The organism is Pseudomonas sp. BRM28, from assembly GCF_002939405.1.
Taxonomy (GTDB): Bacteria; Pseudomonadota; Gammaproteobacteria; order Pseudomonadales; family Pseudomonadaceae; genus Aquipseudomonas; species Aquipseudomonas palmensis.
In genome coordinates this window covers 3,729,490-3,749,770 of record NZ_PEFV01000001.1, presented here as the reverse complement: position 1 = coordinate 3,749,770, position 20,281 = coordinate 3,729,490, and the positions used below count along the sequence as shown (strand labels likewise).

The following is a 20,281-nucleotide window of genomic DNA, read 5'->3' as shown; positions in this document are numbered from 1 at the left end:
TCGTACCCTGGCAGGCCCTTGGGCTTCTGCCACTGTGAGGCAGGCTTTGCATTGCAAAGACAGGGTCGAATCGCGTACTGGCTCATCCCAACCCACGTGACCTTTGGTAGGGGTCACCACTAGGAGAGGAGGCGCCATGCCCACTATTACTCTTCCCGATGGCAGTCAACGTTCGTTCGACAAGGCCGTAACCGTAGCCGAGGTCGCCGCATCCATTGGTGCAGGCCTGGCCAAGGCCACCGTGGCCGGCAAGGTCGACGGCAAGCTGGTCGACGCGTGCGACCTGATCGAGCAGGACGCCAGCCTGCAAATCATCACGCCCAAGGACGAAGAGGGGCTGGAGATCATCCGTCACTCCTGCGCTCACCTGGTCGGTCATGCCGTCAAGCAGCTGTACCCGACCGCCAAGATGGTGATCGGCCCGGTCATCGACGAGGGCTTCTACTACGACATCGCGTATGAGCGTCCCTTCACCCCGGAAGACCTGGCGGCGATCGAACAGCGCATGCAGCAACTGATCGAGAAGGACTACGACGTCATCAAGAAGGTCACCCCGCGCGCCGAGGTGATCGAGCTGTTCAAGGCCCGTGGCGAAGACTACAAGCTGCGCCTGGTCGAAGACATGCCGAACGAACAGGCCATGGGCCTGTACTTCCATGAAGAATACGTCGACATGTGCCGCGGCCCGCACGTGCCCAATACGCGCTTTCTCAAGTCGTTCAAGCTGACCAAGCTGTCCGGTGCCTACTGGCGCGGCGACGCCAAGAACGAGCAACTGCAACGTGTGTACGGCACGGCCTGGGCTGACAAGAAGCAGCTGGCCGCCTACATCCAGCGCATCGAAGAGGCCGAAAAACGCGATCACCGCAAGATCGGCAAGCGCCTGAACCTGTTCCACCTCCAGGAAGAAGCGCCGGGCATGGTGTTCTGGCACCCCAATGGCTGGACCCTGTACCAGGTGCTCGAGCAGTACATGCGCAAGGTGCAGCGCGACAACGGCTACCTGGAAATCAAGACCCCGCAAGTGGTCGACCGCACGCTGTGGGAGAAGTCCGGGCACTGGGCCAACTACGGTGACAACATGTTCACCACCCAGTCCGAGAACCGCGACTACGCCATCAAGCCGATGAACTGCCCGTGCCACGTACAGGTGTTCAACCAGGGCCTTAAGAGCTACCGCGAGCTGCCGCTGCGTCTGGCCGAGTTCGGCGCTTGCCATCGCAACGAGCCTTCGGGCGCCCTGCACGGCATCATGCGTGTGCGCGGCTTCGTGCAGGACGATGCGCACATCTTCTGCACCGAAGAACAGATGCAGTCCGAGTCCGCCGCGTTCATCAAGCTGACCCTGGACGTGTACAAGGACTTCGGCTTCAAGGACATCGAGCTCAAGCTCTCGACGCGCCCTGAAAAGCGCGTGGGTTCCGACGACCTGTGGGACCGTGCCGAAGGCGCACTGGCCGCCGCGCTCGACAGCGCCGGCCTGCCGTACGACCTGCAGCCGGGTGAAGGGGCGTTCTACGGCCCGAAAATCGAATTCTCGCTGAAGGATTGCCTTGGCCGTGTGTGGCAGTGTGGTACCCTGCAGCTCGACTTCAACCTGCCGATCCGTCTGGGCGCCGAATACGTCTCCGAAGACAACGGCCGCAAGCATCCAGTAATGCTGCACCGTGCCATCCTCGGTTCGTTCGAGCGTTTCGTCGGAATTCTCATCGAGCACTACGAAGGTGCATTCCCAGCCTGGCTGGCGCCTACGCAGGCGGTGATCATGAATATCACCGACAAACAAGCGGATTTCGCCCAGAAAGTGGAAAAAACTCTGGCCGAAAGCGGCTTCCGTGCCAAGTCCGACTTGAGAAATGAGAAAATCGGCTTTAAAATCCGCGAGCATACCTTGCTCAAGGTTCCCTATCTCCTGGTTATCGGGGATCGGGAAGTCGAAACGCAAACTGTCGCTGTGCGTACCCGCGAAGGTGCTGACCTGGGCTCCATGCCCGTCGCCCAATTTGCGGACCTGCTCGCGCAAGCGGTTTCCCGGCGTGGTCGCCAAGATTCGGAGTAATTACTATTAAGCGTGATATGAGACAAGATAAACGAGCTGCACCGAAAGCCCCGATCAACGAGAATATCTCGGCACGTGAGGTTCGGTTAATTGGCGCTGACGGCGAGCAGTTGGGCATCGTCTCGATTGAAGAAGCGCTTCGTATCGCTGAAGAAGCGAAACTGGACCTGGTAGAAATTTCTGCTGACGCCGTTCCGCCTGTCTGCAAAGTCCTCGACTACGGCAAAAGCCTGTTCGAGAAGAAAAAGCAGCAGGCTGCGGCGAAGAAGAACCAGAAGATCATCCAGATCAAAGAAATCAAGTTTCGTCCAGGGACGGAGGAAGGGGATTACCAGGTAAAACTACGCAACCTGGTACGTTTCCTTACTGATGGGGACAAGACCAAAATCTCTCTGAGATTCCGTGGTCGTGAGATGGCCCACCAGGAGCTGGGTATGGAACTGTTGAAGCGGATCGAAGCTGATCTTGCCGAATACGGGACCGTCGAACAGCATCCTAAGATGGAAGGACGCCAGCTTTTGATGGTCATCGCCCCCAAGAAAAAGAAATAACCACCAGGGCACGGCAGGCCTTGCGGTTATGTTTATCAACTGAATGCGGAGTATCCGAACATGCCAAAAATGAAAACCAAAAGCGGTGCAGCCAAGCGTTTCTTGAAAACGGCTAACGGCATCAAGCACAAACACGCTTTCAAGAGCCACATCCTGACCAAAATGTCGACCAAGCGTAAGCGTCAACTTCGCGGTAGCAGCCTGCTGCACGCGTCGGACGTTGCAAAAGTCGAGCGCATGCTGCGCCTTCGTTAATTTTTGGTTATAGATAGAGGAAATTACTCATGGCTCGTGTAAAGCGTGGCGTCATCGCTCGTAAGCGTCACAAGAAAATTCTGAAACTGGCTAAAGGTTACTACGGCGCTCGCTCGCGCGTATTCCGTGTTGCCAAGCAAGCGGTCATCAAGGCAGGCCAATACGCCTACCGCGACCGTCGCCAGAAAAAACGTCAGTTCCGCGCTCTGTGGATCGCTCGTATCAACGCTGGTGCTCGCGTCAACGGTCTGTCCTACAGCCGCCTGATCGCTGGCCTGAAAAAAGCGTCGATCGAAATCGACCGCAAAGTTCTGGCTGATCTGGCAGTGAACGAAAAAGCGGCGTTTGCTGCGATTGTCGAAAAGGCTAAAGCCGTTCTGGCTTAAGTACCCACGACAATCATTCGCCGTCGATGTCGGCGGCGGATGTTAAACGTCATAGATAGGGGAAGAGCCTGTAAGCTCTTCCCCTATTTTGTATCTGGAGTCTGTACATGGAAAACCTGGATGCGTTGGTCTCCCAAGCCCTCGAGGCTGTGGAGCGCGCTGAAGACATCAATGCCCTGGAGCAGATCCGGGTTCAATTCCTTGGCAAGAAAGGCGAACTGACTCAGGTGATGAAGACCCTGGGCAACCTGCCGGCTGAAGAGCGGCCCAAAGTCGGCGCGCTGATCAACGAAGCCAAGGAACGCGTGACCGAGGTGCTCAACGCCCGCAAGGCCGCCTATGAAGAAGCCGAGCTCAGCGCTCGCCTGGCTGCCGAATGCATTGACGTCACCTTGCCTGGCCGTGGCCAGACCTCCGGTGGTTTGCACCCTGTCACCCGTACCCTCGAACGCATCGAGCAGTTCTTCACCCATATCGGCTACGGCATCGCCGAAGGCCCGGAAGTCGAAGACGACTACCACAACTTCGAAGCGCTCAACATTCCCGGCCACCACCCGGCCCGGGCAATGCATGACACCTTCTACTTCAATGCCAACATGCTGCTGCGCACCCACACCTCGCCGGTGCAAGTGCGGACCATGGAGTCCACTCAGCCGCCGATTCGCATTGTCTGCCCGGGTCGCGTGTACCGAAACGACTCGGACATTACCCACTCGCCGATGTTTCACCAGGTCGAAGGCCTGCTGATCGATCGCGACATCAATTTTGCCGACCTCAAAGGCACCATCGAAGAATTCCTGCGCGTGTTCTTCGAAAAAGAGCTGGCGGTACGTTTCCGTCCGTCGTTCTTCCCCTTCACCGAGCCTTCGGCTGAAGTCGATATCCAGTGCGTGATGTGCAGCGGCAAGGGCTGCCGTGTGTGCAAGCAGACCGGTTGGCTCGAAGTCATGGGCTGCGGCATGGTGCACCCGAACGTGCTGCGCATGTCTGGTATCGACCCCGAAGAGTTCTCGGGCTTCGCATTTGGCATGGGGGCCGAGCGCCTGGCCATGCTGCGTTACGGCGTCAACGATTTGCGCCTGTTCTTCGACAACGACTTGCGGTTCCTTGCGCAATTTCGCTAGGTCGCGCACCCGTAACGAATCTTTAGGAGAGCAGGATGAAATTCAGTGAAAAGTGGCTGCGCGGTTGGGTCAACCCGCAGGTATCCCGTGACGAGCTGGTGGCACGTCTGTCCATGGCCGGTCTTGAGGTCGACAGCGTAACCCCGGCCGCCGGTCAATTCAGCGGCATCGTGGTGGGCGAGGTGCTGAGCACCGAGCAGCACCCCGACGCCGACAAGCTGCGTGTGTGCCAGGTCAGCAATGGCAGCGAGACCTTCCAGGTAGTGTGCGGCGCGCCGAATGTGCGCCCTGGCCTGAAGATCCCGTTCGCCATGATCGGCGCCGAACTGCCAGGCGACTTCAAGATCAAGAAGGCCAAGCTGCGTGGCGTCGAGTCCAACGGCATGCTGTGCTCGGCCGCCGAGCTGCAGATCAGCGAAGAGAACGACGGCCTGCTGGAACTGGCGGCAGACGCCCCGGTTGGCCAGGACATCCGCGTGTATCTGGACCTGGACGATGCCAGCATCGAGGTCGACCTGACCCCGAACCGCGGCGACTGCCTGTCCCTGGCCGGCCTCGCCCGTGAAGTCGGTGCCCTGTACGGCGCCCCGGTCACCCGCCCGACCGTTCCGGCCATTGCGCCAGGCATCGACGACGTGCGCCCGGTAGACGTGCTGGCGCCGGCCGCGTGCCCGCGTTACCTGGGCCGCGTTATCCGTAACGTCGACCTGTCACGCCCGACCCCGCTGTGGATGGTCGAGCGTCTGCGCCGCAGTGACGTGCGCAGCATCGATGCTGCCGTCGACATCACCAACTACGTGATGATCGAGCTGGGCCAGCCGCTGCACGCCTTCGACCTGGCTGAAATCAACGGTGGCATCCGAGTGCGCATGGCCGAGGAGGGCGAGAAGCTCGTCCTGCTCGATGGCCAGGAAGTTGCCCTGCGTGCCGACACGCTGGTCATCGCCGACCACGATCGCGCCCTGGCCATTGCCGGCGTGATGGGTGGCGAGCACAGCGGCGTTGCGGCCACCACCAAGGATATCTTCCTTGAAAGCGCCTTCTTCGAGCCGATCTCGGTGGCTGGCAAGGCCCGTTCCTACGGCCTGCACACCGATGCCTCGCACCGCTACGAGCGTGGCGTCGACTCGCAACTGGCCCGCGAAGCCATGGAGCGCGCCACTGGCCTGCTGCTGGATATCGTAGGCGGCGAAGCCGGCCCGATCATCGAGACCGTCAGCCCAGAGCACCTGCCCAACATCGCCCCGGTCACCCTGCGTGCCGAGCGCATCACCCAGATGCTGGGCATGGAGATGGACAGCGCCGAAGTCGAGCAACTGCTCAACGGCCTGGGCCTGAAAACCAGCGGTGAGGCCGGGCAGTGGCAGGTCGAAGTGCCCAGCCATCGCTTCGACATCAGCCTGGAAGTGGACCTGATCGAAGAGCTGGCCCGTCTGTACGGCTACAACCGCCTGCCGGTCCGTTACCCGCAAGCGCGCCTGGCCCCGCAGGCCAGGTCTGAAGTGCGTGGCGAACTGCCTGCGCTGCGTCGCCTGCTGGTTGCCCGTGGCTACCAGGAAGCGATCACCTACAGCTTCATCGACCCCAAGCAGTTCGAGCTGTTTAACCCTGGCGTAGAGCCGCTGCTGCTGGCCAACCCGATTTCCAGCGACATGGCGGCCATGCGTGTCAGCCTGTGGCCGGGCCTGGTCAAGGCACTGCAGCACAACCTCAACCGCCAGCAAGACCGCGTGCGCCTGTTCGAGAGCGGCCAGCGCTTCGTCGGCCAGCTGGGCGACCTCAAGCAACAGCCGATGCTGGCTGGTGTGGTCTGCGGCAGCCGCCTGCCGGAAGGCTGGGCCAACGGCCGCGACACCATCGACTTCTTCGATGTGAAGGCCGACGTTGAAGCGGTACTGGGCTTCTCCGGTTCGCTCGACGACTTCACCTTCGTGCCCGGCAAACACCCGGCGCTGCACCCAGGCCAGACCGCGCGCATCGAGCGTGACGGCGTCGAAGTCGGCTACCTGGGCGCCTTGCACCCCGAGCTGGTCAAGACCCTGGGCCTGGATCGCACCGTGTATGTGTTCGAGCTGGTGCTGGCGGATGTAGTGGAAGGGCGCCTGCCGAAGTTCCACGAACTGTCGCGCTTCCCCGAAGTACGCCGTGACCTTGCGTTGATCGCAGGGCGTGATGTGGCGGCCAGCGCGGTGCTGGATGTAATCCGTGAAAACGCAGGCGAGTGGCTCACCGACCTCAGGCTGTTTGATGTGTATCAGGGTAAAGGTATTGATCCTGATAGAAAAAGCCTGGCCGTCGGCTTGACCTGGCAGCATCCATCGCGCACTCTTAACGACGATGAGGTGAACGCCACCACGCAAAACATTCTCACCTCGCTTGAACAAAGGTTGAACACCACGTTAAGGAAATAGCGTATGGGTGCTCTGACGAAAGCTGAGATGGCCGAACGGCTGTACGAGGAGCTGGGCCTGAACAAGCGCGAGGCCAAGGAATTGGTCGAGCTGTTTTTTGAAGAGATCAGGCACGCTCTTGAAGACAACGAGCAGGTCAAATTGTCGGGTTTCGGCAACTTTGACTTGCGTGACAAGCGCCAGCGGCCGGGCCGCAACCCGAAAACGGGTGAAGAGATCCCGATCACGGCGCGTCGAGTCGTCACCTTTCGTCCAGGGCAGAAGTTGAAAGCCCGAGTTGAGGCCTATGCTGGAACCAAGTCATAACGACGAGCTTCCGCCGATTCCAGGCAAACGCTACTTCACCATTGGTGAAGTGAGCGAGCTTTGTGCGGTAAAACCGCACGTGCTCCGTTACTGGGAGCAGGAGTTTCCCCAGCTTAACCCGGTGAAGCGCCGCGGTAACCGCCGGTATTATCAGCGCCAGGACGTGCTGATGATCCGGCAGATCCGGGCGCTGTTGTACGACCAGGGCTTCACCATCGGCGGTGCGCGGTTGCGCCTTTCGGGGGATGAAGCCAAGGATGATACGACCCAGTACAAACAGATGATTCGGCAGATGATTGTCGAATTGGAGGATGTGCTGGTGGTGTTGAAGAAGTGACCGAAGCCGTTTCAGGAATTTTGGAAAAAAAGCTTCCATAATTCAAAAGGTTAAGGTAAATTCTTCATCGTTCTCAGCAACAAGGGGAACATGCTTCAAGCCCAGTCGGGGCGTAGCGCAGCCCGGTAGCGCACTTGCATGGGGTGCAAGGGGTCGAGTGTTCGAATCACTCCGTCCCGACCATATATTTCAATGACTTAGCCACCTTCGGGTGGCTTTTTCATTTATGCGTGTGGGGACTTTTTCGGGACATCATCCGATTTTCCTCTTCAAGATCGTCAACACCGGCCCGCGCGAGTCGGTTGTTGATACCATGTTTGCAGCCTCAATCAGCTTGCCCAGCTCAGCGCCGGAATAGTGACTGGTGATGCTGCCGTTCTTGTGCCCGAGCAGTGACTTCCGATCCTCTTCAGTAACGCCTGCTGCCCGCAGTCGGCGACCGAATGTGTGCTTCAAGTCGTGAATCCTGATAGAGGCATATCCAGGGTGAGCGGGGCGAAGGTTTTCCTCCTGCCAGAGTTTCGCCGCTCTCACCCGTGCCTTCTTCCAGGCCGAGTCGTTCATTCGGTGCATCGCGGTGCCGTTGTATGGGAATACCCATTCCTTGCTGATCCCGCGCTGCCTTTCAATGATTGACTTGGCCACAGTGTTCAACACCACCAGGCGCTCGTCGCCATTCTTTACGCCCGACCTGGCGTGTCTCCCGCCGAAGTCAGCGGGGATCAGAAATACACTGGTTCCCAGTTCCGGCACCGATATCTCCCAATCCCACCTCAGCTTGCACACCTCTTGCTCCCGGCAGCCCGTGTTTACCTTGAACAGGGCCATCGTTTGCAGATGGCCCGGCAACTCGTTGAAGAGGATCGACTGCTCCTCCCATGACATTGGGTAGGGCTTGCGGCTCGACTTCTTCTCTTCGAGCTTCCTGAGCATGGGCACACTGTCCAGCCAGGGCCGGCGATCATCGTCTCGCCACTTCCTGGCGCAGAGCGTCAAAACCCGGACCGCGCGCTCGATGGCGATGTTGATCGTCCGGTTGCTCACGGCCTTTTCAATGGTCCCATCCGGCAGAACCTTTTCTGTCTGCCGATCCCTGATGAACGGCTCCAGCGCCTGGTCATCGATGTGCGTCAGCGGCAGGTGGCCCAGGTAAGGGTGAAGCTGCTTCATGCACAGGGCAGTCAGGTGAATGGAGGGCTGATCCTTGACCTCAAGGAGGTAGCGCATTGCCGCCTCCTCCCAGGTGTGCACTTGCCGAACGCCATACACCTTCCTTTGACGTAGCTGCTCGAGCTTGTGGATCAGGTACTGCTCTGCCTCTTCCCGGTCACCAGTGCCAGTACTCTCTCGAATTCGCTCCCCTCTATAGACTTTGTCGATTTGCCAGACACCGCCCTTCTCGTAGAGGCCGGTGATCGTTTTTCGCGCCATGTATCATCTCCTCGGCGCTCGCTGCGGGGCCGATTGTTGTCCTGTCCGGTGGCTTTTTCAATCGCCTTGGCCTCGATGTAGGCGTCGGCCCACTTATCAAGCTCCTGGCGGTCAAAGGCCACGCCCTGTTTTCCGATGGGGAATTCCCGAACGTTCGGCCTGACCGTCTTGTTGAACTCATCCCGGCACATGCCGAGATACCCAGGCGCATCGCCGAACCGGATGAACCGCGGCTGAATGCTTGAAGGCTTTGCTGCTGTGGCATTCGCCATATAGTTCTCCACGCCGCCGGTGGCGGCAGGTTGGTGGTCAGGCAGTGGCCGCAGTGATGGTCTGCTCGAAGCGCGAAGCCAGTTCGGCGTTGACCTCGGCCTTTGCCAGGCTGTCGGCGGTGCCCTTGGCACGGTGCAGGGCTTCGTACTTGCGCAGCTGGGCAGCGGCTTCGATCAGATCCCTCAGCAGCAGGGGCGCAGCGGCGATCAGCTTGGCGTTGGCCCGGCGCAGATCCCGGCTGAGTTCAGCAGGTCCGATCTCGGTGAAGGTCACGCAGTCGCCGCAATCAGCGATCATCCAACCGTCAGAGGGGAGCGCCTTCACGCCATCACCACTGTCGGCGCCGAGCCCGGTGAAGACCTCGGTTTCGTTCAGGACTTCCCAAGGGCCGGGCGTGTGCTTGTGTTTCGTCATGGCAATAGCTCTCCATGCCCGCGCATGTCGGCGGGCTTGAGTTGTAGGGGGAGGGGTTAGCAGTTGAAGGCGAACTGGAAGTAACGGCCGTCAGGTAGGGGAAGAGCTACGGTGCCGGAGAAGTCATCGCCGGACATCCCGCACTCCTGATCGATGTAAACGTCGCCGAGGGCGAAGCCGTTGTCTTGAGGGGCGCCGGATGGCTCGTCGACGATCTCGTAGTCGTAGGTATTCTCGGCGGCTTCGATCTCTTCCTCTACCTGGGCGAACACCTCTTCTCCAACCAGCTTCTTCACCATTTCCAGCACAGGGGCGTTGCGCGCCTGCTGATCCAGAAGGTACTGGGTCTGGGCCTCGTCGGCCGCCCGCATGATCTCGAAGCACTCCTCATCAGTGATTCCAAAGATGTTGCTCATCGCGGTCCCCTGCAGATCAGGTAGGCCATGTAGGCGAGGGCGATCATGGCTTCCACCTCTTGCCCACGCGGTAAACCATCATCATGTTGTGATGGAGCGGAACTTTGAGGACGTGGTCGAAGAACTCGCCCTTTCCAGAGATGAATCCGGTAGGCACCTTGGTTCCCCCGGCGCCGAATTCACGCCAGCATTCTTCGCCGCCGTTCTTTTCCCAGTAGGCGCGCTCGCGCTTTGGGATCTCATCGTAGGTTTTTTCGAACACGGAGATATCAGGGATATCACAGATCCTGCGCCATGCGGGATTGCGCTTGCACCATTCAGCAGCATGCTGAGAGGCTTGATCGACAGAGTAGAATTCCTTGGGACTTTGTTCGGTCATGGCATCAGCTCCTTGGGCACCTGGCCGGTATCGCCGAGCTTGGCCTGTGCAATGGCCCGGCACGTTGCGGTCAGCGCATTAGGGCCGCCGCCACTTGGGAGCTCCTGCTGTCCGGTTGGTTTGCACACATAGGCGCACCAGTATTCGCCGGTAGGGCTGCGACTGAAGCCGCTTCCATTGAAGCTGGTTTGAACGTGGTGCTTGTCAATCAGCGGCCCGCCCAGCGCCCAGTCTTCCCAAGGGTTGTAGCGTTTGGTGTGCTCGATGGCCTGGCCCTGGTACCGGGCGAACACCCGCCAGGGGTTGCCGTACTGCGGCGGGACCAGTTCAAGGTTCAGCCCTTCGGCCTTGCCGACAGCCCAGCCCAGCGCTTCGCCGGCCAAGTCGGCCGTCTTCACTTCGATCAGGTCGGTCATGGTCGCTTCTCCAGAGAGTCCTTCCAGTCGCCACCAGGAGCGCTCTTGCCAGCCAAGGTGCGCTCGGTGTCATAGGCCGCGAGCCACAGAACTCGTCGGCAGTCAGGAAGCGCCTGGAACCAATACCACTCGCCGAAGCTGTCCCTGGCCAACCATTCCGCCCATTGCGGGGCGTCCTTCCAATCGGGCTTGCTCACAGCTGGTACCTCTCATCAACCCAGCGCCCAGGCGCCAGTGCGGGTGTAGGTTCGGGTTGTGTTTCGTGCGGGGAGAGCTGGCGCTGGTTGCCGGCCTGGTAGTCGCTGCCGGTGACGCCGCTCTGTTGCGAGCAATTCTTGCCGCAGCTCTCTTCCCACTGGGTGGTGCCGGAGCAGTTGGTGAAGTACCGGGCCCGGCCGCCGTCGTGGAATCGGTAGACGATGCAGCCGTCGACCTTGAACAGCCGATCTATCTTGAAGTCGGAGCCGGCGCGGGTGGTTGATTCAGCTTCCCCTTGGCAGCCGGCCAGGGTGGCCAGCAGGAGGAGGCAGAGGGTGAGGCGGGTCATGGTTGGCTCACCTTTTCGAAGTGGAAAACGACCTCGGCACCGGTCTCGGCGATCAAGCCGTAGGCCTTGGCCAGGCGGTAGATGGGGTGGTACTGGTTGAGGCTGTTGACGTGGCCGGCCAGCCAGCGGCGCCAGTCCTCCAGCTGCATTCGGGACTTACTCAGATTGCAGGGCACGCAGGCCGGCATCATGTTGGCCACGTTGTGGTTCTCCAGCTGCTCTGCCACCCGCTCATCAGGAAGGCGAATCACCGGGGCGAAGTGGTCGGCGTGCCAGCGCTCGCCAAGCTCGTTGCCGCAGTAGGCGCAGCGGCCGCCGTACTTCAGGCGGACCTGTTCACGCTCAGCTTTCTTCAGGCGCACGGGTGCTCCTTGGCCGCACTCGCGGCAGTGAATAGAGGGGAGAGGGGTTACAGCTGGGTGTTGCTGCGGGAGAAGGTGAAGCCTCTGTGTGTTCTGCGCCGGCCCTTCAAGCAGGATGTGACGACCGAAGGGTTCATGCCGATGGAGATCATGTCGCGCTGGCCACGAAGCATTAGGCCGAATCCGCCGCGTTCTGCCTGAACCCAGCCTTTGTGAGTTCGGCTTTGCAGGCCAGTGCCATAAACCCTAAGGCCTGTATCAATTGCATGCCTGACGTTCTCTGAGATGGTGCACCACTCTAGGTTTTCGATTCGGTTGTCCGCCTTGATTCCGTTGAGGTGGTTCACCTGTGGCAGGTCGGATTCACCGAGGAATGCCATTGCCACCAGGCGATGAACTGTTCGATGCTTGCGGGTGACACAGGCAAGCAGGTATCCATCTTTGTTTGGTTTCTGCTTGAGGATTCGCGGCTGCCTGACCCCGCCTACGACCCTTGTACGGATGAATGATCGAATGCGTCCAAGACTACTGGCTTCATATCCTGGGTAGCCTGGTATGGGTGCCCATCGCTCTGACCGTTCGGCGATCATAGCTTTCGCTCCAGAGCGGCGCGGGCAATTGAGCCGTCTTCGACGAACCACGCCTCAGAGTCATGCCAGAGGACGTTCGCTGGCTCGCCACTCACGCTGTCCCAGTCGCTGCCTATGTCTTCAGAGAAGTGGTCTCTGTCCGCGTAGAACTTCAGTGCGGCCTGCAGCTGCTCAACTTCGTCCGAAACAGCCATTGGCCCCAGGCCGACCACAGGCAGGCCAACCTCAGCAGAATCGCGCTCAGCTTCGGCCCTGGCCCACCAGATGGCAGTACCAACCATCCAGGCTATGGGCTCGGGGTGGTTCTGCGGGGCTGGAATTTCGAAGTGTTTCGAGGCGGCCAGCACGTAACGGCTGCCGCAATCCGGGCACGCCGCCGCCATCACGTTCTCCCGTCCGCAGCCAGGGCACTTGTCTTCGACGGGTTCTGGTCCGCTCCAATCGCATTCATGACAGGCGGCAAGCGTGCTATGGGCATCATCTATGCCGATGTGATTGCATCCTTCGCACTCTCGTACTTCGATATGGATTCGGTGCTGCGCAGTAGCTGGCGCAGCGGTGACCCTCTCGGCGTTGCTGGATCGGTTTTCTGTGGGCATGGGTAAGCCTCCACGGCCTGCGCGGCCTGGTGCGTTATCGTTGAATAGGGGAAGGCGCTGGCGGGCAGCGCGGGTCAGGCGGCTTTGCGTTGCTGAAGGATTTGCTGGCGCGCAGCCTCAAGCTCGCTTGCCATGATCTCCATGGCGCCTTCGACCTGGTCGCCGTCATCGCTGAGCTTGAATCCGAGATGCAGGTACACGGTGCCCTCCAGCTCGAAGAACACGCCGCCGCTGAGCCAGATCGTTCCCCAGTCCAGGCCAATGGCCTTCCAGGCGTCGTCTGCACTGATGCGCCCCGGGCAGTGCTCGACCCACAACGCTTGCAGTCGAGCATGCTCCGCCTTGATCTCGGCCCGGACCGGCTTTTCGGTGCCTTTGGGTATCTTCGGGGCGTTGCGGAGCGACCGGTAGCCGTGGTCGTCAGGTCGGCACCAGTGGACATCCAGCTCCTTGCTGGCGCTGATCTTCACGCCACCGACGTACTTGTCGTTTCCGCTGTACATCGGGGAGCCTGGTCCGCCGAAGACCTCGGCCAGCTTCTCGCGCTGGAGGTGGAAGGCCTTGAGTTTCTCATCCCAGGCGCGCACCGCTTCGAGCACGGCCGGGGAGGTGGTCTTGTAGTGGTAGCTGGTGCTCATGGCTTTCTCCATGCATGCGCCGCCCTCCGTGGCCGGATGCGGCATGGTGGCAATTTGGTTTTGGATGGGGTATTACGGGTGACCGGCATGGGCCGGGTCAGGGAGGATGAGATGCTGGCTATTCAAGAGAGACAAATCGCGGAGACTGCTCTGCAAAGATACCGACTCATCTACGTTGCGGATCAGCGAGGCGACAACCCAACTTTGATCTATGAGGCCCGCCCATTGGCTGAACTGGTCACCAGTGCGAGCAGCGGGACTCAGTTAGCTTCTGAGACCGCAGTGATCTGCATTGATGATCCGACGCCCGAGGCGTGCGAGAGGGTTCGGGCTGCTGTATACGCAAAGCTAGGCCTAAGCTAGGCTGTAGGGCTGAGGACATCATCGCCCGGATCCTGCTGAATCATCAGCATGCTCTTCCGGTCGAAGGCCGGGGCTAGGCGTGGCGATATGCTGATCTCGTGCCGCGGCGGGGTGAGAAACTTCGCCGCGTGCAGCCGGCCCAGAGCGTGGATGCCGTGAATCAGCGCCTCGATCATCTGGCTGTAGGTGGCATCAGCCCATCCGCAGATCGCCCTGAGGTGCTGACCTGTTCTCTTCCTGGCTGACAAACGCAGTGGTTCGGAGCGCGCCACAGATCGGTGAGCTTCGATTTCGTGGCGCGCGATCCGGAACAGTGCGTGATGCCCGAGCGCTTCGATGTGATGAATCATGAGCGTCATCGCTTCGCCCTGTTCCTCGATACCGGCCCACTCCATCAGCTCCAGCAGGGCCTGTTTAGTCCCTGGTCGAACCTTCAAACGCAGGTCTTCTTCCTGCAACCGGGCGGCTTTGGCGCGGCGCTTCTCGTCGCGCTCCTTGGGTGACATCGCCATACGGTACCTCCATGATTCCGCTGGGCGGGATGTGTATGTGCAGCTGGCGGCGACGCTGCTGCGTGAGTTTCTGGATGCGTCTCATGGGTGGCACACCTCAATGGGCGTTTTCTTCGTCGAGCCAGACGGCATAACCACCAGTAGACGCTTGTTTCCTCGATATACGCCCCAAGGCTGACCAGTGGATCTGGCCATGGCCGCCGCGTACTTCACGGCGGGCACGGGCTGGGCGATCGTGGCGATCATGCGCCGACCAAGTATTGGAGCGGGGCGAACGGGATATCGTCGTCGAAGTTGTCCGGCGGTGCGGCCTGCTGGCTCTGCTGTCCGTAGTTGTCATTCTGGTTGTAGCTGTGTTGCTGGCGAGGCTGCTGACGCTGCTGTTGAGGCGGTCGCTGCTTTTGCTGCTGGCCGCCGCCCTGGCTGTCCTGTCGGCCGCCCAGCAACTGCATGGTGCCGTTGATATCGACGTGCACCTCTGTGCTGTACCGCTTGATGCCGTCCTTCTCCCATTCGCGGGTCTTGAGCTTGCCTTCGATGTAGCACTGCGACCCCTTGCGCAAATACTCGCCGGCGATCTCCGCGACCTTGCCGAACAGCACCACGCGGTGCCATTCGGTCTTCTCGACCTTCTGGCCGGTCTGTCTGTCGTTCCACGATTCGCTGGTGGCCAGGCTTAGATTGGTGACCGCGTTGCCGTTGGGCAGGTAGCGGACCTCGGGATCCTGGCCGCAGGTGCCGACCAGGATGACTTTGTTGACGCCTCTCATGCTGCTTTGCTCCTCAGCTGTTGCTCGAAGCCGTCGACCAACAGCTTGAATTCCCAAAGGTCCTGCTCAAGCTGTTCGATGTAGTCGTCATCGCGCTTGAACTCACGCCACCAGAGCTGGCGGCCTACCGGCTTGAGGAGGGGGCAGTACATCCCGATGTGCCACCATTTCCGGCCAGTGATCCACATGCAGCCCTGCACCTGGTCGATGACCTCACTGGCGTCGTTGTCGATGTGGAAGGCGCGGAGCTTGTCCGGGGCCAAGAAGCACTTGTACTCGCTTCCGCCGTCTTCACCGATGAAGCCGTCCGCGCTGGCGCCGAACGAGCCGTCGTCTGTTTTAACTAGGCCGACCTGCGTGACGATAAGGCCAGTCTGGATTTCATGCTCCATACGCGCCTCCGGCTCCAACTCGTGACCGCGGCGCATCTGCCAGGTCTCGAACCCTCCATCGAGCGGGGCGCCCCCGATGCGCTCGACGGCCAGCTCGAAGGCGTAGGTGAGGGCGGCATTCGATGGCTCGCCCACCTTTTCGCCATCTAGGGCACGCTGCACTACTTCAGCCTTTGGCCCGGCCTTATAGCCCGCAAGCTCCATCGCCTTGGTTTCGCCAAGGCCGGAAAGCATGGCATCGACGTATTTCTTCTGCTGGGCGTTCAGCCCGTTCACCCTGGAGCGTGCAGTGCTGAACATGCTGGCGGTGATGACGCCAGCACGGGCCTGCAGCCACTCGGGCGAGCCCTGGGTGCAATTGACGATGATCATTGGCTTGCTCCTGCTTGTGGGGCCGCGCTGAGCTGAGAGCCTCGAGCGCTAACCGCTACTTTCAAGGCCTCGTACAGCTCGTCGGCCGTCTTCTTGTCAGTGGCCTTTAGGTCTTGGGCGAACTTGACGCCCGCTTGCCAGACGGCCGTGAGCGAATCTTTGGAGTCAGCTGCGTAGGCCTTCGGGACCCACTCATTCATCAGCTCGCCGAGGCTTTGAGGCTGGTCACCGTCGCCGTTCCCGTCGTTGTCCTCGTTCGTCAGCACGACGTTGAAGATCATCATCGTCAGGTATCGCCTGGCGTAGCTGTAGGTGGAGCCATTGGCGTGCACGCCAGTCTTGTTGACGCTGCCCTTGATGCCCGTCGAGTCGATGGGCAAGTCGACGTGGTAGCGCTTGGTATGCCCTGCCTCGTGCATGCAGTCGCAAACTGTCCGGATGTGCCCGGCCAGCGGGCTGTCATCGGTGCCGAACGACAGCGAAAAGCCGTGAAGGGTGTAGGTTGGCGCGATCTTCTTGTCGATCGACTCCAGGGCGGCGTAGGAGCTGTTGGTCTGGCTGTTGTACTTGTCGCGGAAGACCGGCCCGATATCGGACTGGGCGCGCACCATGGCAGCGTTGAAGGCGGCCGCAGCAGATCGGTCGGTGTACCGCTCGTACATGGCCATCATGGCCTGCATCTTCTCGGTATCGAACAAAGGGTCGGTAGCCGCGCGCTGGACCATGGTCAGCATGGCGGTGGCTTCAGGGGTGGCCGCAGCCGCGGCGATTTGGCGAGACTCGCGGTGCTCGGCGATAGCTGTGGCGCTCATGGCGTACCTCAGTAGGAAATGGCGATGTTCGGGATCTTGCGCTGCGCGATCAGGGTGACCGCTTGCTTTGCGCAGGCTTCTGGCATGCCGCCGGCGATGAAAGCTTCCAGCGCTGAACGGTTGATGCTGGCCCGGTGCGCCTTGTCACGCTCGCGGGCCTCTTGCTGCCGGACAATCTCGCCAGCTGCTGCATCGGCGCGGCGCCGCTCTTCCTGGCGGGCCTGCTCGGCAGCTTCTTCAGCCCGGCGGGCGGCGGCCTGCCGCTCCTGTTCCATCCGCCGTTCGGCGGCAACGCGGTCTGCCTCGGCCTGCTCCCTGGCGCGCTCTGCTTGCTCTGCCTGCAATTTGAGCTGCAGGCGCTGGTTCTCGGCTTCGCGCTCTTGTGCAGCGGCCTGGTCCATCAGCTCCTGCTCGCGGCGGGCGGCGGCTTCACGCTCGGCCTGCTGCGCCTGAGCCACGCGCTCGCGCTCTGCCTCGACGGCGGCTTCCTGTGCCAGACGGATGCGGTCTTGCTCGGCGCGCTCTTCTGCTTCGCGGCGCAGGCGGGCCAGTTCGGTCTGCTCGGCGTCGTACTTCTGGCGGGCGGCCAGGGCAGCCTGCAGAGCACCCATCGAAGCCTCTTTGACCCGGGCGGCCTCGGCCTCGAACTCCTCCCAGGCTTCGCCCAACTGGAACGCGGACAGCTCGGTGATGCGTGCCTGCAACTGCTCTGCATCGAGAGCGCCAAGTTCGGCGGCCAGACCCCTCATGTGATCGATGGCGTCGTTGTGGCGGTCGATCCGGGCATCCTCGGCAGCTTCCCACTCGGTGAGCGGCCGGCGCGTTTCATCCCGCAGCGTGTCCATCTTGGTCACGAAGTCGCGAAGCTCAGCCTCGACCACCTTCGGCATTTCCTTGAGTCGCCGCAGGTAGTCGCGCCCGGGCTTCTCGACGGCGGTCTTCGACTTGCTGACCTTGGCGGCCAGGCTGGCGATGCGCTCCCGGCCCTTGCGGGTTTTCAGGTCGGGCACTTCGCCCTGGACTTCACCCTTCACCAGGTCGATGAATTGCTGCAGGCCGCCGGCCACGTAGATGGCCGGGGCGTTCGCCTCGCTGATCTCTTCGATCGCGATCAGTTTCTGTTCTGCGGACATTGGAAAACCTCGCGCCAGGCCGGCGCCGTCAGTTGGAATAGGGGAATGCCAGGTCACCCGGGCATGAGGTTGACCCCGGCCCTGGCTGCGGTGGATGGTTGCGCGCTCTCGCCGCTTACGCTCCCGGAGGGGTACGGTTATCCCCGATGGGGCCCGCCGTGCGCCGGGTGTGAATTCAGGAAGTGAGGGTGCCGGCCAGGGCGCTCACAAGCATCCAGGCAGTGCAGATGAAGAGGGTGGTGAAGCTGCCGCGCCAGAAGGCGAAGCGGCGGGCGCGCTGAAGACCTGTCATGCTGCGTCAGCCTTGGCCTGCTCGTACCGATCGATAGCCAGGTCAGCAGCGACCTCTTCGGCTAGGGCCCGGCCATACTCATTGGCCCACGGCCGAATCAGGGCTTCAGCCACGTCATGCAGGGCAGTAGGGTGGCCCGCTTTGGATGGGCCGACCGCCTCGCAGGCAAGGTCGTGCGCCTTGCGGTGAATGCCGCGACCGTCGGCGATGACCTCGCAGATCATCCGCTCAAGCGGGTACTCGCGGTTGTCGGTCAGCAGCGGCGCGATGTGCTCCTGTGCGCCCAAGTGCTCCGCGAGGGCCTCGTACAGTGACTGGGGGGTTACCAGCGAGACCTCTTTGCCAAACGGGCGCGGCGCCGTGACGTTCTCGCCGCAGATCAGCTTGTTGATCGAGTCGTGCAGCCAGTTCGGGCCTTCCGGCGTTTCGAGGAAGTTGCTCATGACCTTGTCTCCGTCTCCAGCCGGCGCGCCAACGCACAGGCCTCATTGTGATCTCGGCGGAAGCCAACAACCTTGCCGCTGACACTGTCCACCACATGGAAGAAGTCCCGGCCCGCAGGCTTTACCTGGAGCCGGAACAGGATCACCGGCATCACCCGGCCAACCTTCTCGTAGAACTCGGCAGTGGCAATCACAGAGCGCTCCTTGAGCACGGAAAGAATGTCGCGCCGGGTTTGAATGCTTGGGTGCATGGTCGCCTCCAGGTGGTGGGTTACTCGGTGGGTGGGGTGAGGTGTGGCTGCCAGTGCGTCACGCGGTGCTCGAAGCGCGAGCCATCCCCGTAGCGCCAGTCAATGCCGTTCCAGTAGAGGAAGCGGGCGCCGTTGAAGGCGCTCTGTGCTTTTCGTGCTGGTGTGTAGGCGATCACCCGAGCCTTGCCGCCGCCCTTGGGCAGCTCAGGCATGCGCTCAGAGCACTTGATCCAGCCGCTCATGGCTTCACCCGGGCGGCGAGCATGGCCTTGCCGTATTCGTAAGCCATGCTTGCGGTATGAGCCGGGTCGCTGTTCGAGTGATAGCTTCCGCTTCCCTCGTCGCCAGGCCAAGACAGAAGGCCGACAAGCGCCTTAGCCGCGAAGTAGTCGAGCAGGGTCATGCCTGACATGAGCTGCTTGGCCTCGTCGACATGAGATGGCTGGAAGGTGTCGTGGTCGTATGAGACCGGGAAAGCCGGCCCGCCTGTGTCGTTGCTCATGTTGGAAACCTCAGTAGAACCGCATTGGCCAGGAGCCAGGCGCGGGTGACCAAACCCACCGTGAAAGGTGGCCTGGCGCCTGCCAATGCGGTCGTATGTGAAGGGAAGGGGATGCGGGATACATCGGTGAACGATCTGCGCTTGTCATCGCAAGGACGCCCATTCAGTGCCGCCTCAAGGGCTCAGTGCGGGGACAAGCCGCACCCGGTATGGAGTCGCCTTTCCAGATCGTTCACCGATGCAGCCTGCGATGGGGAGCAGGGCATCGGGCAGTTAACGTCAGGCTGACGTGGCGCTGGTTGTTCAGCTGTAGTGCTGGGCCAGGAAGGCATCTGCCTCCGGCTTGCTGTGGAACCATGCGATAGCGACCGGGGCTGGACCGGTTGGCTCTGGGTGTTTGCGATCAATGATCTCAGCTCGATAGCCCTGATCGCGGTAGAACTTTGGCAGTCGGGTCGAAACTACGAAACGTTGCATCGTCTTGCCCTCCAGGGCGGTTGATTTCCCGTCTGGCCCTGTCGCCAAGGCCAGCCAGTGAAATCAGGCGGCGCGCACCTTGCTGGCTCGCGCCTTTTTCTCCACACCGTCCACGTCCACCACCAGGTACTCACCGCCGCCCCGGCCATGGCCCAGGTTCTTGGTGCCCACGTACTTGCCCGGGCTTTCGGTACCGCGAGGGTTAGTGAAGATGACGGCCTGGCCTTTCGTGAATCCGCTCATGAGAGCTCCTTTCTGTTGGGGTGATTTCCCGGATACCCCTCGCGAGAAGGGCACCGAGGAAATCTGCCGCGACCCGCTACTGGCGTCGGTCGCTGGCTCATGTGCGCCTTGGTTACCACCTGGGCCTTGCCCAGTTCGCACTCTGTTGTCTGGTCACTCACCGCGCCGCCGGTTACCGGTGGGCACAGCTTGATTCCTCCCTACTACCGCCGGGGAAGGCGGGGC

Annotated in this window: 31 protein-coding genes and 1 tRNA gene; 9 read left to right on the top strand and 23 right to left on the bottom strand. The window is 61.1% G+C overall.

Translation table 11 applies throughout. The annotated features are described in order from the left end of the window. Nucleotides 1-136: 136 nt before the first annotated feature. From thrS to CR917_RS17650, 9 genes are all read left to right on the top strand, one after another. A complete protein-coding gene (thrS, locus tag CR917_RS17690; RefSeq protein WP_043860803.1) occupies nucleotides 137-2,059 on the top strand; it encodes a threonine--tRNA ligase in 1,923 nt (640 codons plus the stop codon). After that, nucleotides 2,059-2,610, top strand: a complete 552-nt coding sequence (gene infC, locus CR917_RS17685; protein ID WP_173925091.1) for a translation initiation factor IF-3 — start codon at nucleotides 2,059-2,061, stop codon at nucleotides 2,608-2,610. The genes thrS and infC overlap by 1 nt, the downstream gene beginning before the upstream one ends. Before the next feature lie 60 nt (nucleotides 2,611-2,670). Further along, the gene (rpmI, locus tag CR917_RS17680; protein WP_027620572.1) at nucleotides 2,671-2,865 is read left to right on the top strand and encodes a 50S ribosomal protein L35; all 195 of its coding nucleotides are present in this window, start codon (nucleotides 2,671-2,673) and stop codon (nucleotides 2,863-2,865) included. A 29-nt stretch (nucleotides 2,866-2,894) separates the two neighbouring features. After that, on the top strand, nucleotides 2,895-3,251 hold the full coding sequence (gene rplT, locus CR917_RS17675) for a 50S ribosomal protein L20 (RefSeq protein WP_043860801.1): 357 nt from the start codon (nucleotides 2,895-2,897) through the stop codon (nucleotides 3,249-3,251). A gap of 107 nt (nucleotides 3,252-3,358) precedes the next feature. Beyond that, entirely contained in the window at nucleotides 3,359-4,375 is a 1,017-nt protein-coding gene (gene pheS / locus CR917_RS17670; protein ID WP_054915262.1) for a phenylalanine--tRNA ligase subunit alpha, read from the top strand. A 35-nt stretch (nucleotides 4,376-4,410) separates the two neighbouring features. Next, the gene (pheT, locus tag CR917_RS17665; RefSeq protein WP_058541295.1) at nucleotides 4,411-6,786 is read left to right on the top strand and encodes a phenylalanine--tRNA ligase subunit beta; all 2,376 of its coding nucleotides are present in this window, start codon (nucleotides 4,411-4,413) and stop codon (nucleotides 6,784-6,786) included. Between the two features lie 3 nt (nucleotides 6,787-6,789). Then, nucleotides 6,790-7,092 (top strand): integration host factor subunit alpha, encoded by a 303-nt coding sequence (gene ihfA, locus CR917_RS17660; protein WP_002553164.1) that lies wholly within the window; start codon nucleotides 6,790-6,792, stop codon nucleotides 7,090-7,092. Beyond that, on the top strand, nucleotides 7,073-7,429 hold the full coding sequence (locus CR917_RS17655) for a MerR family transcriptional regulator (RefSeq protein ID WP_043860798.1): 357 nt from the start codon (nucleotides 7,073-7,075) through the stop codon (nucleotides 7,427-7,429). Before ihfA ends, CR917_RS17655 begins: the two co-directional genes overlap by 20 nt. Nucleotides 7,430-7,535: 106 nt before the next feature. Further along, nucleotides 7,536-7,612, top strand: a tRNA-Pro gene (locus CR917_RS17650). A 69-nt stretch (nucleotides 7,613-7,681) separates the two neighbouring features. On the opposite strand, the gene CR917_RS17645 is transcribed toward CR917_RS17650, so the two are convergent. From CR917_RS17645 to CR917_RS17540, 23 genes are all read right to left on the bottom strand, one after another. Continuing rightward, complete coding sequence (locus tag CR917_RS17645) at nucleotides 7,682-8,809, bottom strand: tyrosine-type recombinase/integrase (RefSeq protein WP_256589779.1); 1,128 nt, start codon at nucleotides 8,807-8,809, stop codon at nucleotides 7,682-7,684. Beyond that, nucleotides 8,731-9,132, bottom strand: coding sequence for a hypothetical protein (locus CR917_RS27780; protein ID WP_256589712.1), 402 nt, complete (start codon nucleotides 9,130-9,132; stop codon nucleotides 8,731-8,733). Before CR917_RS27780 ends, CR917_RS17645 begins: the two co-directional genes overlap by 79 nt. 37 nt (nucleotides 9,133-9,169) lie before the next feature. After that, nucleotides 9,170-9,547 (bottom strand): hypothetical protein, encoded by a 378-nt coding sequence (locus CR917_RS17640; RefSeq protein ID WP_058540511.1) that lies wholly within the window; start codon nucleotides 9,545-9,547, stop codon nucleotides 9,170-9,172. A gap of 56 nt (nucleotides 9,548-9,603) precedes the next feature. Further along, entirely contained in the window at nucleotides 9,604-9,963 is a 360-nt protein-coding gene (locus CR917_RS17635; protein WP_104572737.1) for a hypothetical protein, read from the bottom strand. A gap of 43 nt (nucleotides 9,964-10,006) precedes the next feature. After that, the gene (locus CR917_RS17630; RefSeq protein ID WP_104572736.1) at nucleotides 10,007-10,342 is read right to left on the bottom strand and encodes a hypothetical protein; all 336 of its coding nucleotides are present in this window, start codon (nucleotides 10,340-10,342) and stop codon (nucleotides 10,007-10,009) included. Continuing rightward, complete coding sequence (locus CR917_RS17625) at nucleotides 10,339-10,758, bottom strand: DUF2591 domain-containing protein (protein WP_104572735.1); 420 nt, start codon at nucleotides 10,756-10,758, stop codon at nucleotides 10,339-10,341. The genes CR917_RS17630 and CR917_RS17625 overlap by 4 nt, the downstream gene beginning before the upstream one ends. Continuing rightward, a complete protein-coding gene (locus CR917_RS17620) occupies nucleotides 10,755-10,955 on the bottom strand; it encodes a hypothetical protein (protein WP_104572734.1) in 201 nt (66 codons plus the stop codon). Before CR917_RS17620 ends, CR917_RS17625 begins: the two co-directional genes overlap by 4 nt. Then, on the bottom strand, nucleotides 10,952-11,305 hold the full coding sequence (locus CR917_RS17615; RefSeq protein ID WP_104572733.1) for a DUF4884 domain-containing protein: 354 nt from the start codon (nucleotides 11,303-11,305) through the stop codon (nucleotides 10,952-10,954). Before CR917_RS17615 ends, CR917_RS17620 begins: the two co-directional genes overlap by 4 nt. After that, the gene (locus CR917_RS17610) at nucleotides 11,302-11,667 is read right to left on the bottom strand and encodes an HNH endonuclease (protein ID WP_104572732.1); all 366 of its coding nucleotides are present in this window, start codon (nucleotides 11,665-11,667) and stop codon (nucleotides 11,302-11,304) included. Before CR917_RS17610 ends, CR917_RS17615 begins: the two co-directional genes overlap by 4 nt. Nucleotides 11,668-11,714: 47 nt before the next feature. Further along, the gene (locus tag CR917_RS17605; RefSeq protein ID WP_104572731.1) at nucleotides 11,715-12,257 is read right to left on the bottom strand and encodes an NUMOD4 motif-containing HNH endonuclease; all 543 of its coding nucleotides are present in this window, start codon (nucleotides 12,255-12,257) and stop codon (nucleotides 11,715-11,717) included. Then, complete coding sequence (locus tag CR917_RS27775) at nucleotides 12,254-12,856, bottom strand: hypothetical protein (RefSeq protein ID WP_256589711.1); 603 nt, start codon at nucleotides 12,854-12,856, stop codon at nucleotides 12,254-12,256. Before CR917_RS27775 ends, CR917_RS17605 begins: the two co-directional genes overlap by 4 nt. Nucleotides 12,857-12,930: 74 nt before the next feature. Further along, nucleotides 12,931-13,494, bottom strand: a complete 564-nt coding sequence (locus CR917_RS17595) for a hypothetical protein (RefSeq protein ID WP_256589710.1) — start codon at nucleotides 13,492-13,494, stop codon at nucleotides 12,931-12,933. A 359-nt stretch (nucleotides 13,495-13,853) separates the two neighbouring features. Next, a complete protein-coding gene (locus CR917_RS17585) occupies nucleotides 13,854-14,369 on the bottom strand; it encodes a hypothetical protein (RefSeq protein ID WP_104572728.1) in 516 nt (171 codons plus the stop codon). 242 nt (nucleotides 14,370-14,611) lie between these two features. Next, a complete protein-coding gene (locus CR917_RS17580) occupies nucleotides 14,612-15,139 on the bottom strand; it encodes a single-stranded DNA-binding protein (protein ID WP_104572727.1) in 528 nt (175 codons plus the stop codon). Next, entirely contained in the window at nucleotides 15,136-15,903 is a 768-nt protein-coding gene (locus tag CR917_RS17575; RefSeq protein ID WP_104572726.1) for a lambda exonuclease family protein, read from the bottom strand. The genes CR917_RS17580 and CR917_RS17575 overlap by 4 nt, the downstream gene beginning before the upstream one ends. Then, nucleotides 15,900-16,715 carry an ERF family protein gene (locus CR917_RS17570; protein ID WP_256589709.1) on the bottom strand — a complete coding sequence of 272 codons (816 nt, stop codon included), beginning with the start codon at nucleotides 16,713-16,715 and terminating at the stop codon, nucleotides 15,900-15,902. The genes CR917_RS17575 and CR917_RS17570 overlap by 4 nt, the downstream gene beginning before the upstream one ends. Before the next feature lie 8 nt (nucleotides 16,716-16,723). Beyond that, nucleotides 16,724-17,848, bottom strand: a complete 1,125-nt coding sequence (locus CR917_RS17565) for a hypothetical protein (RefSeq protein ID WP_104572725.1) — start codon at nucleotides 17,846-17,848, stop codon at nucleotides 16,724-16,726. Between the two features lie 288 nt (nucleotides 17,849-18,136). Next, entirely contained in the window at nucleotides 18,137-18,583 is a 447-nt protein-coding gene (locus tag CR917_RS17560) for a hypothetical protein (protein WP_104572724.1), read from the bottom strand. Then, nucleotides 18,580-18,834 (bottom strand): hypothetical protein, encoded by a 255-nt coding sequence (locus CR917_RS17555; protein ID WP_104572723.1) that lies wholly within the window; start codon nucleotides 18,832-18,834, stop codon nucleotides 18,580-18,582. Before CR917_RS17555 ends, CR917_RS17560 begins: the two co-directional genes overlap by 4 nt. A 20-nt stretch (nucleotides 18,835-18,854) precedes the next feature. Next, complete coding sequence (locus CR917_RS17550) at nucleotides 18,855-19,076, bottom strand: DUF551 domain-containing protein (RefSeq protein ID WP_104572722.1); 222 nt, start codon at nucleotides 19,074-19,076, stop codon at nucleotides 18,855-18,857. Further along, nucleotides 19,073-19,336 carry a hypothetical protein gene (locus CR917_RS17545; protein ID WP_104572721.1) on the bottom strand — a complete coding sequence of 88 codons (264 nt, stop codon included), beginning with the start codon at nucleotides 19,334-19,336 and terminating at the stop codon, nucleotides 19,073-19,075. The genes CR917_RS17550 and CR917_RS17545 overlap by 4 nt, the downstream gene beginning before the upstream one ends. A 303-nt stretch (nucleotides 19,337-19,639) precedes the next feature. Continuing rightward, entirely contained in the window at nucleotides 19,640-19,813 is a 174-nt protein-coding gene (locus tag CR917_RS27310) for a hypothetical protein (RefSeq protein ID WP_158255595.1), read from the bottom strand. A 63-nt stretch (nucleotides 19,814-19,876) separates the two neighbouring features. Further along, on the bottom strand, nucleotides 19,877-20,056 hold the full coding sequence (locus CR917_RS17540; RefSeq protein ID WP_100633213.1) for a hypothetical protein: 180 nt from the start codon (nucleotides 20,054-20,056) through the stop codon (nucleotides 19,877-19,879). Between the last annotated feature and the right edge of the window lie 225 nt (nucleotides 20,057-20,281).